The organism is Asanoa sp. NPDC049573 (assembly GCF_040676615.1).
In the GTDB taxonomy this organism is placed as follows: Bacteria; Actinomycetota; Actinomycetes; order Mycobacteriales; family Micromonosporaceae; genus Asanoa.
Genome location: NZ_JBFAPI010000002.1, coordinates 155,971 through 171,665 on the forward strand (window position 1 = coordinate 155,971; position 15,695 = coordinate 171,665).

Annotated in this window: 15 protein-coding genes; 5 read left to right on the forward strand and 10 right to left on the reverse strand. The window is 70.6% G+C overall.

The window, feature by feature from the left end:
• Positions 1-57: 57 nt before the first annotated feature.
• Positions 58-378 carry a nitroreductase/quinone reductase family protein gene (locus AB0J74_RS04295; RefSeq protein WP_363444487.1) on the forward strand — a complete coding sequence of 107 codons (321 nt, stop codon included), beginning with the start codon at positions 58-60 and terminating at the stop codon, positions 376-378.
• Positions 375-1,004: a DNA-3-methyladenine glycosylase 2 family protein gene (locus tag AB0J74_RS04300; protein WP_363444490.1), complete on the forward strand. Its 630-nt coding sequence runs from the start codon at positions 375-377 to the stop codon at positions 1,002-1,004. Before AB0J74_RS04295 ends, AB0J74_RS04300 begins: the two co-directional genes overlap by 4 nt.
• On the opposite strand, the gene AB0J74_RS04305 is transcribed toward AB0J74_RS04300, so the two are convergent.
• The 3 genes from AB0J74_RS04305 to fdxA form a co-directional block, all read right to left on the reverse strand.
• Positions 1,001-1,663: an SIMPL domain-containing protein gene (locus tag AB0J74_RS04305; protein ID WP_363444493.1), complete on the reverse strand. Its 663-nt coding sequence runs from the start codon at positions 1,661-1,663 to the stop codon at positions 1,001-1,003. The genes AB0J74_RS04300 and AB0J74_RS04305 overlap by 4 nt on opposite strands.
• 593 nt (positions 1,664-2,256) lie before the next feature.
• Positions 2,257-3,354 (reverse strand): succinyldiaminopimelate transaminase, encoded by a 1,098-nt coding sequence (gene dapC / locus AB0J74_RS04310; RefSeq protein WP_363444496.1) that lies wholly within the window; start codon positions 3,352-3,354, stop codon positions 2,257-2,259.
• Positions 3,355-3,359: 5 nt separating this feature from the next.
• A complete protein-coding gene (fdxA, locus tag AB0J74_RS04315) occupies positions 3,360-3,686 on the reverse strand; it encodes a ferredoxin (RefSeq protein ID WP_116068521.1) in 327 nt (108 codons plus the stop codon).
• 82 nt (positions 3,687-3,768) lie between these two features.
• Between fdxA and AB0J74_RS04320 the strand changes: the two genes are divergently transcribed.
• A complete protein-coding gene (locus AB0J74_RS04320) occupies positions 3,769-4,743 on the forward strand; it encodes a GNAT family N-acetyltransferase (RefSeq protein WP_363444500.1) in 975 nt (324 codons plus the stop codon).
• On the opposite strand, the gene AB0J74_RS04325 is transcribed toward AB0J74_RS04320, so the two are convergent.
• From AB0J74_RS04325 to mshB, 4 genes are all read right to left on the reverse strand, one after another.
• Complete coding sequence (locus AB0J74_RS04325) at positions 4,712-5,176, reverse strand: hypothetical protein (RefSeq protein ID WP_363444503.1); 465 nt, start codon at positions 5,174-5,176, stop codon at positions 4,712-4,714. The genes AB0J74_RS04320 and AB0J74_RS04325 overlap by 32 nt on opposite strands.
• A gap of 47 nt (positions 5,177-5,223) precedes the next feature.
• A complete protein-coding gene (locus tag AB0J74_RS04330) occupies positions 5,224-7,062 on the reverse strand; it encodes a VanW family protein (RefSeq protein WP_363444506.1) in 1,839 nt (612 codons plus the stop codon).
• Positions 7,063-7,175: 113 nt separating this feature from the next.
• Complete coding sequence (locus AB0J74_RS04335; RefSeq protein WP_363444509.1) at positions 7,176-7,640, reverse strand: hypothetical protein; 465 nt, start codon at positions 7,638-7,640, stop codon at positions 7,176-7,178.
• Positions 7,641-7,645: 5 nt separating this feature from the next.
• Positions 7,646-8,539, reverse strand: a complete 894-nt coding sequence (gene mshB / locus AB0J74_RS04340) for an N-acetyl-1-D-myo-inositol-2-amino-2-deoxy-alpha-D-glucopyranoside deacetylase (RefSeq protein ID WP_363444511.1) — start codon at positions 8,537-8,539, stop codon at positions 7,646-7,648.
• A 77-nt stretch (positions 8,540-8,616) separates the two neighbouring features.
• Between mshB and AB0J74_RS04345 the strand changes: the two genes are divergently transcribed.
• Positions 8,617-10,623 carry a prolyl oligopeptidase family serine peptidase gene (locus tag AB0J74_RS04345; protein ID WP_363444514.1) on the forward strand — a complete coding sequence of 669 codons (2,007 nt, stop codon included), beginning with the start codon at positions 8,617-8,619 and terminating at the stop codon, positions 10,621-10,623.
• Positions 10,624-10,626: 3 nt separating this feature from the next.
• Positions 10,627-11,439: a DNA-formamidopyrimidine glycosylase family protein gene (locus tag AB0J74_RS04350; RefSeq protein ID WP_363444517.1), complete on the forward strand. Its 813-nt coding sequence runs from the start codon at positions 10,627-10,629 to the stop codon at positions 11,437-11,439.
• A 27-nt stretch (positions 11,440-11,466) separates the two neighbouring features.
• On the opposite strand, the gene AB0J74_RS04355 is transcribed toward AB0J74_RS04350, so the two are convergent.
• The 3 genes from AB0J74_RS04355 to AB0J74_RS04365 all read right to left on the reverse strand — a co-directional run bounded on the left by AB0J74_RS04355 (position 11,467) and on the right by AB0J74_RS04365 (position 15,370).
• Complete coding sequence (locus tag AB0J74_RS04355; protein WP_363444520.1) at positions 11,467-13,230, reverse strand: ABC transporter substrate-binding protein; 1,764 nt, start codon at positions 13,228-13,230, stop codon at positions 11,467-11,469.
• A 125-nt stretch (positions 13,231-13,355) separates the two neighbouring features.
• Positions 13,356-14,351: an ABC transporter permease gene (locus tag AB0J74_RS04360; RefSeq protein ID WP_363444523.1), complete on the reverse strand. Its 996-nt coding sequence runs from the start codon at positions 14,349-14,351 to the stop codon at positions 13,356-13,358.
• Positions 14,352-14,362: 11 nt separating this feature from the next.
• Positions 14,363-15,370, reverse strand: a complete 1,008-nt coding sequence (locus tag AB0J74_RS04365) for an ABC transporter permease (protein WP_363444526.1) — start codon at positions 15,368-15,370, stop codon at positions 14,363-14,365.
• Between the last annotated feature and the right edge of the window lie 325 nt (positions 15,371-15,695).

Consider the following 15,695-nt stretch of genomic DNA (forward strand, 5'->3'; position numbering starts at 1 on the left):
GGTAACCCGGGCACAGGCCGTCCGGCCCGCCTACCGTGGTCAGGAGGGGGTGTGGCGATGGCACGCGAGGCGACAGAGATCGAAATCACCACCATCGGCCGGCGTACGGGTGAGAACCACTCGCACCCGGTGTGGTTCATCCGCGAGGGGAAGTCGACCTTCCTGTTGCCGGTCGGCGGCGCGGGCAGCCAGTGGTACCGGAACCTGCGGAAGAACCCGACGATCAAGCTCGGCTCCAACTCGGCCAAGGCCCGCTTGATCACCGATCGGAGCAAGGTCAACCAGGTGATGGACGAGTTCGCCAGCAAGTACGGCGCGTCCGACGTCAAGCAGTACTACCCGGGCGTCGACGTGGCGGTGGAGGTGCGGGACTCTTGACGGTCGGCCTCGCCGAGGCGACCAGGCGAGTGGCGGCGATCGACCCGGCGCTGGCCAGGGTGGTCGACCAGGCCGGGCCGATCCACCACCGCAAGCGCGACCCCGACGGGCCGTTTGGCGCCCTGGTCCGGGCGATCACCTTCCAGCAACTGTCCGGCCGCTCGGCGATCGCGATCCACGGCCGCGTGCGGGCACTGGTCGACGGCGACTTCACCCCGGAGGCACTGGCCGCGCTCTCCGACGACGCGCTGCTCGGCGCCGGCCTGTCGCACGCCAAGGTGGCCGCGCTGCAGGACCTGGCGGCCAAGGTCATCGACGGCACCGTGGTGCTCCGGGCCGGCGCGCGAATCCCCGACGACGAGATCATCGAACGCCTGGTCACGGTCAGGGGCATCGGCCCCTGGACGGCCGAGATGTTCCTCATCTTCGAACTGCGCCGGCTCGACGTGTGGCCGGTCGACGACCTCGGCGTCCGCCAGGGCTTCGCCCGCATCTGGCCGAGCCCGCAGATCCCCACGCCGAAACAACTGGAGCCGGAGGGTGACCGCTTCCGCCCCTATCGCACGGTGCTGGCCCGCTACTGCTGGGCCGCGGCGACCATGGACACCGACGTCGACCTGCGCTAGTCGTCGTCGCGCAGCGCGGTCGGCTCGCTGATGGTGAAGCGGGCCTCGATCGCGGCGTGCACCGACTGCACCTGAGGGTCCAGGTCGATGGTGGGCACGCCCCCCGCGGCGGCGTCGCGTTCGAGGCCCGCCCGGGCGAACATCGGCTGCATGCCCGGCGGACGCATGCCGGCATCGGCGACCTCGACCAGCGCGGTGATCCGCGCACCAAGCGCCGTGGCGTAGTCGCGAGCCACCGCGATCGCGTCGTCGATCGCCGCGCGCCGCACCTCGCGGTGGGCCGGGCTCCCGGGCCGCAACTCCCACCAGGGCCCGACGATCTCGGTCTGGTCCTGGTCGGCCAGCCGCAGCATCAGCTCACCGAGCAACTCGAAGTCGGCCACCGTGACGGTGGTGGTCACGGTGCCGTGATAGGCGGTGACCTTCTCCCCCGCGCGCTTGCGCTCCGGAAAGACCTGCAGGTTCCCGGTCTCCCGCCGCTCGACGGCGTCGCCGTAGCCGTCGATCAGCGCCCGGGTCTGCTCGGCCCGGTCGGCCAGCCGCCGCAGCGTCGCCTGCCGGTCCTTGTCCCGCGCCACCACGGTGACGGCAAACCGCGCGATCTCCGGCGGCACCTCGTGCGCCGCTTCGCCCCGCACCGCGACAACCGGATCAGCCATCCGCCCACGATAGAGCCCGACCGCATCCCGACCGCGGCGGTCGTGTTCCTTCGAGCCGACATGTTTTCGCATGTACGCACACCCGAAAACATGTCCACCCCGAAGAGGCCCCTCCGCGACAACCCGACACGCCGATACACGACACGCCGGTTACAGGAGGCACTGGCCGGGAACCGGCCCGACCGGGAACCGGCCCGACCGGGAACCGGCCCGACCGGGAACGGCCCGACCAGGAGCGGCTCCACCAGGAAGCGACCCGACCAGGAGCGGCTCCACCAGGAAGCGGCCCCACCAGGAAGCGGCCCCACCAGAAAGCGGCCCCACCAGAAAGCGGCCCCACCAGAAAGCGACCCGACCAGGAACCGGCCCCACCAGGAACGCGGCCGCCGCGCAACTAGCGACCGAATACGACGGCGAGAACCGGCCCGACCGGCGCGGCCCGGCCAGGAACCGGCCCGGCCAGGAACCGGCCCGACCCCAGGAACCGGCCCGACCGGAAAGCGGCCCGACCGGAAGCGGCCCGACCGGAAGCGGCGCTTCCTACAGGGGTGCAGAGCAAACCGGGCCGAGCGACCACCAGGCCCCGACGGGACTCAAGCGGTCGCGAGGCGTTGCGCGGCGGCGGCGATGCGCTCGTCGGTGGCGGTCAGGGCGACCCGGACGTGCTGCTCGCCGGTCGGCCCGTAGAACGCGCCCGGCGCGACCAGAATCCCGAGGCCGGCGAGATGCTCCACCGTGGACCAGCAGTCTTCGTCGCGCGACGCCCACAGGTAGAGGCCCGCCTCCGAGTGGGAGACCGTGAATCCGGCCTTCTCCAGCGCGTCGCGCAACACGCCCCGGCGGGCCGCGTAACGGGTGCGCTGCTCGGTTGCCGACGCCTCGTCGTCCAAGGCCGCCACCATCGCCGCCTGGACCGGGTCGGGCACGATCATGCCGGCGTGCTTGCGCACCGCGAGCAACTCGCCTACCAGGGCCGGGTCGCCGGCGACGAAGCCCGCCCGGTAGCCGGCCAGGTTGGAGCGCTTCGAGAGCGAGTGCACCGCGAGCAGGCCGTCGAGCGAGCCGCCGTTGACCGACGGGGACAGGATCGAGGTCGGCTCGACCTCCCAGCCCAGCGTCAGGTAGCACTCGTCGCTGGCCACCACGGCGCCGCGCTCGCGGGCCCAGTCGACCACCTTCCGCAGGTGGGCCTCGGGCAGCACGCGGCCGGTCGGGTTGCCGGGCGAGTTGACCCAGATCAGCTTGACGTCGGTCGCCGGGCCGAGGGACAGCAGCGAGTCTGACCGCATGACCCGGGCGCCGGCCAGCCGCGCGCCCACTTCGTAGGTCGGGTAGCAGACCGGCGGGATCACCACGACGTCGCCGGAGCCCAGGCCGAGCAGCGCCGGCAGGCCCGCGACCAACTCCTTGGAGCCGATCGTGGGCAGGACGCCGATCTCCTCGAAGGTGGCACCGCAGGCGCGGGCCACCCACCGCCGGATCGCCGACCGCAGCGCCGGCGTGCCGGCCGTCAGCGGGTAGCCGGGCGCGTCAGCCGCGGCGCGCAGCGCCTCCTGGACCGACGCGGGCACCGGGTCGACCGGCGTGCCGACCGACAGGTCGACGATGCCGTCGGGGTGCCCGGCGGCGACCGACTTCGCGGGCTCCAGCAGGTCCCACGGGAAATCCGGCAGGGTGGCCGAGACCCGCACGCCGGTCAGTGTTCGCCTTCGCGCGGTGCGTGCGCGAGCACCACGGCGTGGTCCTTGTCGATCTTGCCGACCTTGGACGCGCCACCCGGGGAGCCGAGGTCTTCGAAGTACTCGTAGTTGGCAGTGGTGTAGTCCTTCCACTGCTCGGGCACGTCGTCTTCGTAGAAGATCGCCTCGACCGGGCACACCGGCTCACAGGCCCCGCAGTCGACGCACTCATCGGGGTGGATGTAGAGCATCCGGTTGCCCTCGTAAATGCAGTCCACGGGGCACTCTTCGATGCACGCCTTGTCGAGCACATCGACGCAGGGCTCCGCGATGATGTAGGTCACGGGTTCTCTCTCCTCCGCAAGCCACGCCGCGATCACCCGCGACGTTGAAGAGCCTAGTATCTCGCGTGGAGGGGGGTCGATCGTGCTCCGACGGCAGGATGTGGGACACCGTGTGGTGATCCGGCGGATTGTCGGTGTTCGCAACGGTCGGCCGCTTTATTCAGACGCGCTGGGTGAGCTCGTCTCCGTAGACGAGACCAATCTCACCGTAGCCACCAAAAACGGCACGATCGTCGTACCCCTGTCGGAGGTGCACCGGGCCAAGCGGGTGCCGCCGCAGCGCCGCCCGACCGCCGCCGACGTGGTCGCCCTGGAACTCGCCGCCGACGCCGCCTGGCCGGCGCCCACCCGCGCCAAGCTGGGCGATTGGCTGCTGCGCAGCGCCGACGGCTGGACCGGGCGGGCCAACTCGGCGCTCCCGATCGGCGACCCCGATCGGCCCCTGGAAGCGGCGATCGACGCGATCGAGGCCTGGTATGCCGAGCGCGGCCAGCCGGCCCTGGTCAACACGCCGCTGCCCCTGGCGGCGCCGGTGGGTGCCGCGCTCGACGCCCGCGGCTGGACGGCACGACCGCTCACACTGCTGCAGACCGCTCCCCTCGTGCCGCTGGTCACCGGCGACGATCCGGGCGTGTCGCTGGCCAAAGCGCCCGGCGACGAGTGGCTGGAGATCGCACAGGCCCGGAAGAAGAGCCTCCCGGCCGCCGCCCGCCAGGTGCTCACCGGGCCACCCGAGGTCAGGTTCGCCAGCGTGTACGCCGGTGACGCGCTGATCGCGATCGGCCGGGGCGCCGTGGTCGGCGACGACCGGCGCCGGCTGCACGTGGGCCTGATCGAGGTGGTGCCGGCGCACCGCCGGCGCGGGCTGGCCCGCAAGGTCACCTCGGCCCTGGCCGGCTGGGCCGCCGAACTCGGCGCGAGCGAGGCGTTCCTGCAGGTCGAAGAGCACAACACGGCCGCCGTGGCGCTTTACGGGACGATGGGTTTCACCACCCACCACAGCTATCTGACCAGGGAACAACCGGTCAGCGGCGGACGACCCGACGCGGCTTGCTGAGCTTGGCCTGGGAGTAGGCCGCGAGTTGCCGCGACCGGAAGTCTTTGCCGAGCACCACCGCGAGCAGATAGCCGAACAGCACGCCACCACCGCTGAACCCGGCGTAGAGCCAGATCTGGGCGAAGAACTCGCCGGCACCGCCACCGACCGGGTTGGCGCCGTAGATCGCCGGACCGAGCACCACGGTGGCCAGGCCGGCGATAACGACGGCGCCGAGGATGTCGGCCAGCCAGACGCCGAGGACGCGGTCGCGCCCCCAGCGGAAGGCGACGACCGCGAGCACCACGGCGACGACACCGAAGAAGACCAGCGAGATGCGGTCCTGCATGTCGGTGTCGTCGCCGTAGGCGAAGTTGGCAACCGCGCGGGCGACCAGGTTGATCGCGAACAGGGCACCAGCCAGTGCCCCGATTCGCAGCCAGCGGTTCTTCATTCACGCCTCCAACGCCGAGCTTCCACCCGCGTCGGTCGGCGCTCGGCTCAGCGGCCCCAGCCGGAGTTCGCCGGCGGCACGGCCGGTGGGGTCTCCGGGTCGACGGACTGGTCGGTCACCGTCGGCGCGGGGTCGGGCTTGGCGCAGGTGTAACGCGGCTCCGCATCGTAACGCCAGGTGAACTTCTCGCGCTGCACCTCTTTGCCGTCCTTGCGGATGACGCGGTAGGCGTCCTGCGAGAAGCCGTCGCTGCCGGCCGTCGCGATGCACTCCGGGCCCGCCGGCAGGGTCTTGCTCTCCGGCTTGGTGACGTTGGTCTTCGGGCCGTACTCGGTCTTGACGCTGTCGTAGACCTTGGTGCTCCACATCGAGACGGTGACCGAGTCATTCGTGTACGAGGTGTCGATCAGGATCCCGTACGGCGTGGTGTTCTGGAACTTGAGGTCCAGGGTCGGCCAGAAGATCGTCGACTCGATCACCGACGGGTAGTTGGAGATGTAGAACGAGTGCGGCTTGTGCTCGACGTCCTTCAGGCCGGCGTAGTAGCTGGCGTTGAACATCGTGGTGGTGAACTGCGAGATGCCGCCGCCCACCGCCGGCACGAGCTTGTTGTTCTCGATCACCGGAGCGTCGACGTAGCCCTGCTCGTAGCCGCGCCAGCCGGTGTAGCCGTTGAGCGAGAACGTCTGGCCGGGCTTGACCACCGCGCCGTCGACCTTGTTGGCCACGGTCACGATGTTGTGCACCCGCGGCAGGGTCAGCCCGCCGGTGAACTTGGTGGTGAAGGACGAGACCTTCTCCTTGACGCCCAGCTTCTGCAGATTGGGGTCGGTGACCTGGGCCGGCGCCGGGTTGAGCACGGCGGTGACGGCGCGCGGGGTGGCGTGGGGCAGCACGCCCAGCACGTCAGTGGCCAGCTTGTTGCCGTCGACGTACGCGCCGCCCGCGGTGCTGACCAGCACCTGCTGGCTGGCACCGGTGCCCTTGACCGCGGAGGCCGGCGACGACTCGATCTTGGAAATCGCCGGACCCATCGCGGTACGCAGGGCGCCCGCGTCGACCGTCGGCGTCACATTGCCGTCGGCGGTGCCGGTGACCTTCAGGCTCTTGGCGATCATTTCGGGGGTGATGGTGACGTCGCCCTTGGCCGAGTGCACCGTCACCGGCGCCGACACGGCCGGCTTGACCAGCGTGTCCATCAGCCGGTCGAGCTGGGCGCGGGCCTTGGCGTTGTCGATCTGGACCAGCGGGACCGAGACGCTGGGCGCGCCGGGCTGGCCGGGGCCCGGCACGTCGCCGCCGGTCGCGACGCCGGCCGCGGAGACCGCGGTCAGCCAGCCGGTCTTGACGGTGTCGGCGGTCTTCTGGAGGTCGACGCCCTTGCCCGACGAGGGGTAGGTGACCTTGGGGGTGAGGCCGTCGAAGGTGACCGCCGCGGGGGTGGCGGCGTCCGCGGTGACCTTGTCGACGGTCGGACGCAGGGCGGCGTCGAGCTTGCTGGCGTCGAGGGTGACGGCCGGCGTCACGGCGTGGCCGCCGTGCCCGGCACCGGCCACCGTGCCGTCGATGTCGAGACCGAGGCCGACCTGGTCGGGTACGACCGGCGCGTCGGCCGCCCGACCGGAGTCGCCGGTGACGTGCACGGTGATCGGCTTGTCCAGCGCGGGCTTGCCGTCGAGCCCGGTGTGCAACCGGGCGGCCGCGTCCGGGCGGTCCAGACCGCTGATGTCGATGCCGAGCACGGAGGTGCCGCGGGCGAAGCCGCCCTTGTCACCCCCGCTGGTGAACCCGGCCAAGGCGCCGATGGCGATCAGCAGCAGGGCGAGGATGGCGCCGCCGACGGAGTACCGGCGACGCTTCTTCGTGCTCCAGAGGGCGGTCCGCATTAATCACCTTAAGTCGGATTTGTGTGACCGCACCGAGTGTAACGGCTGGGTCTCGGAACCCGAAAAGGCTTCGTGGCCACCCTCACTATCCGAGAAGGCGCCGCGACGGACCGTCAGTAGAGCGTATTCGCAGGTGGAGAAGACACAAGGCGGATGCCGACGACGGTCCAGGCGAGCGAACCGAGACCGATCATGGCCCAGCCCACCCAGTTATTCGAGGTGATCAGATAGTCACCCTCAGTAGTCCTGCCGGCGGCCAACAGCACGATCAGGAGCCAGGCGACGGCGGCCAGGATGACCGGCCAGCGGCGCCGGGTGGCGCGGTGGGCGAACCGGCCGATCAAGATGTTGGCGACCAGCGCCAGCACGGCCGAGACGCCGATCAGGTGGCCGCCGACCCGCACACTGATCAGCAGCAGTTCGAGCACCCCGGACAGCAGCGACATCAACACGGCCAGCAGCACGCCGGCGGTGGTCAGCAGCCCGGCCACCACGCCGCGGTCGCGGCTGGGCCGCGGCTCGGGCGCGCCGGGCTCGGGCGGCTCCGACGGCGAGCGGTGCTCGGCTGGAGTGGACACGCTGCTCACCTCGAGCCGGCCTCCGCCGGCGCGGGGTCGGCCGTGTTGATGCCGGCGAACAGGTCGCTCTCCCAGCCGTTGGGCCCGTCGCCCGGGCCGCGCTCGCCGGCCGCGAGCGTGAAGTATTCGACGCCCATGAACTCGTTGCCGAAGTCGCCGGCCAGGGCGTAGAGCCAGGACGACTCGGGGATCTGGGTGGCGTGCGCCTTGAGCGCGACGACCTTGGCCTCGTGCAGGTCGGTCGCGTCGATGCGGGCGGCGATCTCGGCGTCGGGGGTGCCGAACGGGAAGTCGTCGACGCTCTCGACGCCTTCGAACGGGTTGCCGACCGTGTCGGCGAACGCGTGCAGCCCGGCCTCGAGCACGCTCTTGGGCATCGCGCTCCAGTAGATCTTCTCGGGCCCGACACCCTCCGCGCGGGCCAACTCGGCCGCGCGCATCGCGACCCGGTGCGCCTGGATGTGGTCGGGATGCCCGTAGAAGCCGTTCTGGTCGTAGGTGACCATGACCTGCGGCCGGGTCTCGCGCATCACCTCGACCAGCAGGGCGGCGGCCTCGTCGACGTCGGCGCCCCAGAACGCGCGCGGGTGCTGGTTGGTCGGCAGGCCCATCATCCCGGAGTCGCGGTAGCGGCCCGCGCCACCGAGGAAGCGCACGTCGGCGACACCGAGCGCGGCGCACGCGGCGCGCAACTCGGCGATCCGGTAGCCGCCCAGCTGGTCGCCCTCGGCGGCGGCCAACAGCGCGAGCTCGGGCACGTAGATCTCGCCCTCTTCGCCCAGCGTGCAGGTGACCAGGGTGACCTGGGCGCCCTGCGCCGCGTAGTGCGCCATCGTCGCGCCGGTGCTGATCGACTCGTCGTCCGGATGTGCGTGCACCAGCAGTAGTCGTCGAGCCACCGGGCCACTGTACGCGTGTCTTCGGCGGCCTCCCGGAACGACTCTCACCAGCCCCTTGCACCCCATACGATCCGGATGTGGAGTTTCCCGAGCTGGCCGCGCGGACCCACGGGTTCACCCGCGGCGCGCCGCACCAGGTCACCGTGGCCGCCGACGGCTCACGGGTGCTGTTCCTGCGCACCGCCGGCCCGGAAGACGCCATCGACGCGCTGTGGACGCTCGACCTGCCCGGCGGCGCGGGAGCGGAAGCGGTCGAACGGCAGGTCGCCGGCGGCCCGATCGACGCGTACGCCGCGGATCCGCTCGCGCGGGTGGCGGCCCTGGTCCACGACGGCCGGCTGCGCCGCGTCGACCTGACCTCCGGCGAGGTCACCGAGGTCACGGCGAGCGGCCCGGTCCGCGACGCCCGCCCGGACCCGACCGGCACCCGGATCGCCTACCTGAGCCCGAACGGCGAGTTGCGGGTGATCGAGCCGGACGGCCGCGACGTGCTGCTGGCCGGCGAGGGCCGGCACGTCGGCTGGGGCCGTCCCGAGCAGGTGGCCGAGCGCGACTTCGACCGGCACCGGGGCTACTGGTGGTCGCCCGACGGGCAGTCGCTGCTGGCCACCCGGGTCGACGACGCGCGGGTGGCCCGCTTCGAGGTCGGCGAGCCCCCGGTCACCCTGGCCCGCCCGCGGGCCGGCGGCGCCAACGCCGAGGTCAGCCTGCACCTGCTCGACCTCGACGGCGGCTGGGTCGACGTGCACTGGGACCGGGAGACCTATCCCTACCTGGTCGCGGTCGACTGGGTCGAGGGCGGCCCGCTGATCACGGTGCTGCGCCGGATGCAGCAGCACGGCCTGGTGCTGGCCGTCGACCCGCGCACCGGTGAGACCCAGGTGCACGCCGAGTTGGCCGACCCGCGCTGGGTCGAGCCGGTCGCCGGCACCCCGTGCCACCTCCCCGACGGCCGGGTGCTGGTGGGCGGCGAGTTGGCACACGACGGTTACGACGCCCGCTGCCTTTTCGCCGACGGCACGCTGCTCACCCCGCCGTCGCTCTACCTGCGCCGGGTGGTCGGCCGGATGCCCGGCCCGGGCGGCTCCCCCGACCTGTTGGTCGAGGCCAGCGACGGAGAGCCGAGCGAGCAACACCTCTTCCGCGTACGCACGGCGATCGGCGGCGGTGGTGTCGAGTCGCGCCGGCTGACCACCGCGCCCGGCTGGCACACCGGCGCGGTCGGCGGCGACGTGCTGGTGATCGGCGCCCGCTCGCTCGACCACAGCGGCACCCGCTGGACGGTCTGGAAGGGCGACGTCCAGGTCGCCAAGCTGCGGTTGCTGTCGGCCGAGCCGCCGGTGGTGCCGCGCCCCGCGCTGGAGCGGGTCACCGACCGGCGGTTGCCGGCCGCGGTGGTCTACCCGGCCGGGCACGTGGACGGGCGCCGGCTGCCGGTGCTCCTCGACATCGACGGCAGCCCCGGGCACCAGGAGGTGCGGGCCGAACGCGCCGCCTGGGTCGAACGGCAGTGGTGGGCCGACAGCGGCTACGCCGTGGTCACGGTCGACAACCGGGGTACGCCCGGCGTCGCGCCGTCGTTCGAGAAGGTGGTGCACCGCCGGCTGGCCGACGTGATGCTCACCGACCAGGTCGACGCGCTCGCCGCGCTCAACGGCAAGCACCCCGACCTCGACCTGACCCGGGTCGCGGTCCGCGGCCGGCGGTTCGGCGGCTGGCTGGCCGCGCTGGCGGTGCTGCGCCGGCCCGAGGTGTTCCGCAGCGCGATCGCCGAGCAGCCGATCGTCGACTGGGCGCTGTGCGGCACGGCCTATGCCGAGCGATATCTCGGCCAGCCGGTCGACGGCCCTGACATCTACGCACACCACTCGCTGCTGGAGTTGGCGGCCGAGGCGGTCCCGGCCCGCTCGACGGTGCGGCCGATCCTGGTCGTCTCGGACCCGGCCGACGCCGAGGAGTCCGACCACGTGGCCCGGCTCTCGGCCGCGCTGACCCGCACCAACCGTCCACACGAGTTGCTCCGCGAGCCCGACCCGGCCCGCCGCCTCCCCGCCGAACTCGACTTCCTCCGTCGTAGCGTTTAGGACGTGCCGGAGTTACCCGAAGTGGAGAACGCGCGGTCGGTGATCGACCGGGCTGCGCTGGGTCGGCGGATCGTCGACGTCGACGACCACGACACCTGGGTGTGCCGGCCGCACCCACCCGGGCAGATCCGGGCCGCGCTGGTCGACCGCGAGCTGACCGTGGCGCACCGGCAGGGCAAGAGCATGTGGTGCCAGACGTCGGACGGCGGGCCGATCCTCGGCATCCACCTCGGCATGTCCGGAAAGATCGTGATCGCCGACCCGGACGGCACCGAAGCGGACGGCGGCGACTACTGGGAACGCGGCCGGGCCGCGGGCGACTACCGGTTCACCCGGTTCGCGCTGGCGTTCGCCGACGGCGGCCGGATGATGCTGATCGACCCGCGCCGGCTCGGCCGGATCCGGTTGGACCCGCCGATCGAGCTGCTCGGTCCGGACGCGACGTCGATCACGCCGGCCCAGTTCCGGGCGGCGCTGGCCCGCGGCACCGCCCCGATCAAGGCCCGGCTGCTCGACCAGCACGCGATCGCCGGCATCGGCAACCTGCTGGCCGACGACATCCTCTGGCGGGCCCGGGTGCACCCCGGCCGGCCGGTCGACGAGTTGACGCCGGAGATGGTCGAGGCGCTGCTGCGGGCCACCCGCTACGCGATCCGCACCACGGTGCGCGACGGCGGCGTACACACGCTGGGCAGCCTGTCGTTGCGCCCGCCGGACGCGCGCTGCCCGCGGGACGGCACACCGACCGCGCACGGCACCTACGGCGGCCGGAGCACCTGGTGGTGCCCGCGGGAACAGCAAGAGGGGCCCCCGTAGGAGCCCCTCCCTCTCAGCCGGTCGCCGTTACTGCTTGATGAAGGCGTTGTAGTAGACCATCGTGCCGATCGAGTCGGAGTGGAACACCCCGCCGACCTTGTCGCCCATGACCACGAAGGTCTTGGACTGGTAGATCGGGACGACCGGGTAGTACTTCTCGACGATGGTCTTCTCGATCGCGGACCAGTCGTCGCCCGCCTCGCCGGCCGGCAACGCCGAGGCCTTGTCAATGGCCTGGTTGACGTCGTCGGCGTTGAAGTAGGAGACGTTGGAGTTGCCCTGCGGGCCGATCTTGCGACCGTCGTAGAGCACCGGGATCGTCGACGCGCCGCTCGGCCAGTCCGCACCCCAGTTGCTGATGTAGATGTCGTACGGGTTGTCCTTGGTGCGCGCGGTCGGGTTGTGGTTGGGCTGCGCGACGTAGGAGACGACGACCTCGAAGCCGGCCTTCTCGAGGCTGTCCTTCAGCACGGGTGCGGTCTGCTGGCCGAAGGCGGTGTCACGCGACATGAAGGCGAGCTTGATCTTCTTGCCGCCGAGCATCTCCTTGGCCTTCTCGGGGTTGCCGGACGGGCCACAGCCGGTCGGGTCGGCGATCTCCGTGTAGCCGATCGTGGTGTCGGCCTGCAGGTTGTTGGTCAGCCGCCCGGCCGCGTCGCCACCCTGGGTCAGCAGGATGCCCTGCTTGTCGAGCGCGCAGCCGATCGCGTGCCGGACGTTGATGTCGGTGACCTTCTGGTTGTTGATCGCCAGGTACCAGACGAACAGGCTCGGTGTGTCGATCGTCCGCTCCTTGAGGGAGGGGTCGCCCTGCACCTTGCTGACCAGCGACTGCGGCACGCCGTCCCAGGCGATCGCGTTTGCGTCGGCACCGCCGGCGATGGCCCGCTCGGTCTGCGCGGCGTCGTCCGGCCCCATCTCGACCTCGAGGCCGTCGAGGTAGTTGTGCCGGATCGGGTCGGTGGCGGGATCCCAGTTCGGGTTCCGCTCCAGCACCAGCTTGCTGTCCTTCACGTATTCCTTGATCTTGTACGGCCCGGACGAGAAGACGTGCCGGTCGTATTCGAGCTTGGTGTCCTTGGCCGCCGGCAACGGGGCCGAGGTGCCCATGCTGAGCGCGAACGGCAGGTCGCAGTGCGGGTTCTTGAACTCGAACTTCAGACCGTAGTCGCCGTTGACGGTCAGGCCCGGCACATTGGTGTTGCCGGAGGTGTAGGGGCCCTTGTAGACCGCGTTGTAGGTCGGGTTGTCGGCCAGCCACTCCTGCACGTAGGTCGGGCCGCCGTCGATGGTCTCCTCGAACGACCGCGCGATGCCGTAGGCCACGTCAGCGGCCTTGACCTCGGTGCCGTCCTCGTACTTGACGCCCTTCTTCAGGGTGTATTCCCAGGTCTTGCAGTCGTTGTTGACGTCTTTGCCCGGGTTCTCGGCGAGGTCGCCGACCAGCGTCAGCTTGCCCTTGCCGTCTTCGCGGAACTGGGTCAGGTTGCGGACCAGCATGTGCTGCACGGCCATCGCGCCGACGACGTAGGTGCGCTGCGGGTCCATGTGCTCGAAGTCGGTCTGCTGAATGACCTTCAGCGTGCCGCCGCGGGTCGCGCCCGGAACCTCCGGCGCCGGCCCCTGTGAGTCCTTGGGGTCCGTCGAGATGGCGCCGGTCTTCACGACGACATCGTCGCCCTGGTCACCGGAATCGCCGGTGTTCTTCGAACAAGCGGCCAGCGTCGCCGTCAGCAGCAACGCGACCCCGGTGGCCGCGGTCAGCCGCCGCGACGCCCGTGATGAACGCATCGGTCACTCCCTCCCTATCCCGTGGAGGATTGCAGAAATCCTCCAGCTTGAGCCTCTACGCCGAACATTTCTTTCGGATCACGGACGCGTGTCGGCACGGCCCACACCGACACGCGTCCGTGGGTCTATGCGAGACGAACTCTCGGGTCGATGAACGAATAGAGGACGTCGACGATGACGTTGGCCGCGACGATGAACAACGCGGCGAGCAGCACCGTCGCCATTACCAGCGGCATATCGAGGTTGATCGCCGCGTTGAGCGATGCCTTGCCCAGCCCGGTGAAGCCGAAGATCGTCTCGGTCACCACCGTGCCGCCGAGGTAGGTGCCCAGGTCCAGTCCCGCGATGGTCACGATCGGCGTGATCGCGGCCCGCAGGGCGTGCTTCCCGTACACCCGGAACTTGGTCATGCCCTTGGCCCGTGCCGTGCGCACGAAGTCTTCGGACAGCGTCTCCAGCATCTGCGCCCGGGACAGCCGGGCGTAGCTGGCGGAGTTGATGAAACCGAGGGCCAGCCAGGGCAGCAGCATCGCCGCCGCCCACTTGGCGGGGTTCTCGGTGATCGGCACATAGCTCGGATAGGCGAGCCAGCCCGTCTCGTACACGAAGATGATCAGAAGTAAGGGTCCGAACAGGAGGATCGGGACCGAGGCGCCGGTGAGCGAGAAACCGACGGCACCGCGGTCGAAGATGGTCCCCTTGCGCAGCGCCGAGATCATCCCGACCGAGATGCCGATCAGCAGCCAGACCACGGCGGCGCCGAACACGATGCTCAGGGTGACCGGAAGCGTGCGGCCGATGATGTCGGTGACCGGCTCGTCGTTGCGGAACGAGTAGCCCAGGCACGGCGCCGGACACTCGCGTGCGGCGTCGCCCTCGCCGAACGTGCGGCCCGTGACGATGCCCGACATGAAGTCGGCGTACTGCTGCACGACCGGCTTGTCGAGGCCCATCCGCCGGGCGATGCTCTCTTCCTGCGCGGCGGTGCAGGTCTTGCGGTTGCCGCACATCAGCTCGGCCGGGCTGTTGGGCACGGCGAAGAAGAGGCCGAAGGTGAGCACGCTGACCGTGAGCAGGGTGACGACGGCCAGGAGCGCCTTCTTGATGAAGAACCGCAGCATCGTCGCGCCCCCTACCGGTCGGACTTCGGGTCGAGGGCGTCCCGCAGCGAGTCGCCGAACAGGTTGAACGCCAGCACCAGCAGGAACAGCGTGATGCCACCGGTGAGCGTGAAGGCCGGGTCGTCGCGCGCGTAGTTGACGCTGTCGGAGATCAGCCGGCCGAGGTCGGGGGTCGGCTCGAGCACGCCGATGCCGAGGAAGGACAGGGCCGCTTCGGCGGTGATCAGGGCCGGCACGTTGAGCGAGAAGGTGACCAGGATCGGCGCCCACAGGTTGGGCAGCAACTGGCGGAACAGCACGTGCCCGAGGCCGGCGCCGGAGGCGCGGGCCGCCTCGACGAACTCCCGCTCGCGCAGTGTCAGCACCTGGCCCCGGACCAGTCGCGCGCTGTAGGTCCAGTTGAAGACGACGAACACCACGATCAGGAGCAACGGCCGGTACCAGGACGCCTCCTGGTCGGTCGGCCCGTAGCGCTGCGCGACCGCGATCGGCACGAAGGCGAAGCAGAAGATGTAGAACGGGAACGCCAGCGTCAGGTCGGTCAGCCAGCTCAGCACCGCGTCGACCTTGCCGCCGAGATAGCCGGCGACGATGCCGATCACCACGCCGAGCACGATGGTCAGCACGGCGGCGGTGAGCGCCACGATCAGCGAGGTGCGCAGGCCGTAGATGATCTGGATGAAGATGTCGCGGCCGAGTCGGGGCTGGATGCCCAGCCAGTGCTCGGCGCTGATGCCGCCCAGGTAGCCCAGTGGATTGCCGCTGCGGTCGAGCTTGTCGGTGAACCGGTCGAGCGGGCCCTTGCCGTAGGCCATCTCGATCAGCGGTGCGCAGATCGCCAGCAACGCGAAGACCACCAGGGTGATGCCGCTGACCCAGGCGGTGCGGTCGCGGCGCAGCCGCAGCCGGGCGAGTTGCCCCGGCGAGCGGCCGACGAACTCCTTGCCCGGTGTCGCCGGGACCTGCTCCTCAGGCGAAGCGACCTTGAGACCAACCGGCCCGGCGGCGCCATCGGTCATGATCCGGTCACCTCCCTTACGGTCGTGCACTGTGCAGTGGACGCTTCGGGCGCGAAAGGAAGTTGCATCCGACCGCTGGCGCTGAAAGTAAGCTACGGCTCTCGACCTGTCAGCCGGATCGGTGGTAACGACTCTGCATCGAGGACGCGGTATGCCTCGGTAAGGTTCGCGCCCGCGACGCAATCGTGACCTATGACCGGAAGACGGCGTGCCGCGAAGCGGCACGACGTCTGAGGACCTAAGCCCAACGACCGGAAGACGGCGTGCCGCGAAGCGGCATGACGTCTGAGGACCTAAGCCCAATGACCGGAAGACGGCGTGCCGC

Bases quoted from the DNA above. Each gene is read 5' to 3' on its own strand.
- AB0J74_RS04355 (WP_363444520.1), bottom strand. From the start codon at position 13,230: ATGCGTTCATCACGGGCGTCGCGGCGGCTGACCGCGGCCACCGGGGTC.
- AB0J74_RS04325 (WP_363444503.1), bottom strand. From the start codon at position 5,176: ATGAAGAACCGCTGGCTGCGAATCGGGGCACTGGCTGGTGCCCTGTTC.
- AB0J74_RS04360 (WP_363444523.1), bottom strand. From the start codon at position 14,351: ATGCTGCGGTTCTTCATCAAGAAGGCGCTCCTGGCCGTCGTCACCCTG.
- AB0J74_RS04305 (WP_363444493.1), bottom strand. From the start codon at position 1,663: ATGGCTGATCCGGTTGTCGCGGTGCGGGGCGAAGCGGCGCACGAGGTG.
- AB0J74_RS04365 (WP_363444526.1), bottom strand. From the start codon at position 15,370: ATGACCGATGGCGCCGCCGGGCCGGTTGGTCTCAAGGTCGCTTCGCCT.
- AB0J74_RS04330 (WP_363444506.1), bottom strand. From the start codon at position 7,062: ATGCGGACCGCCCTCTGGAGCACGAAGAAGCGTCGCCGGTACTCCGTC.
- AB0J74_RS04295 (WP_363444487.1), top strand. From the start codon at position 58: ATGGCACGCGAGGCGACAGAGATCGAAATCACCACCATCGGCCGGCGT.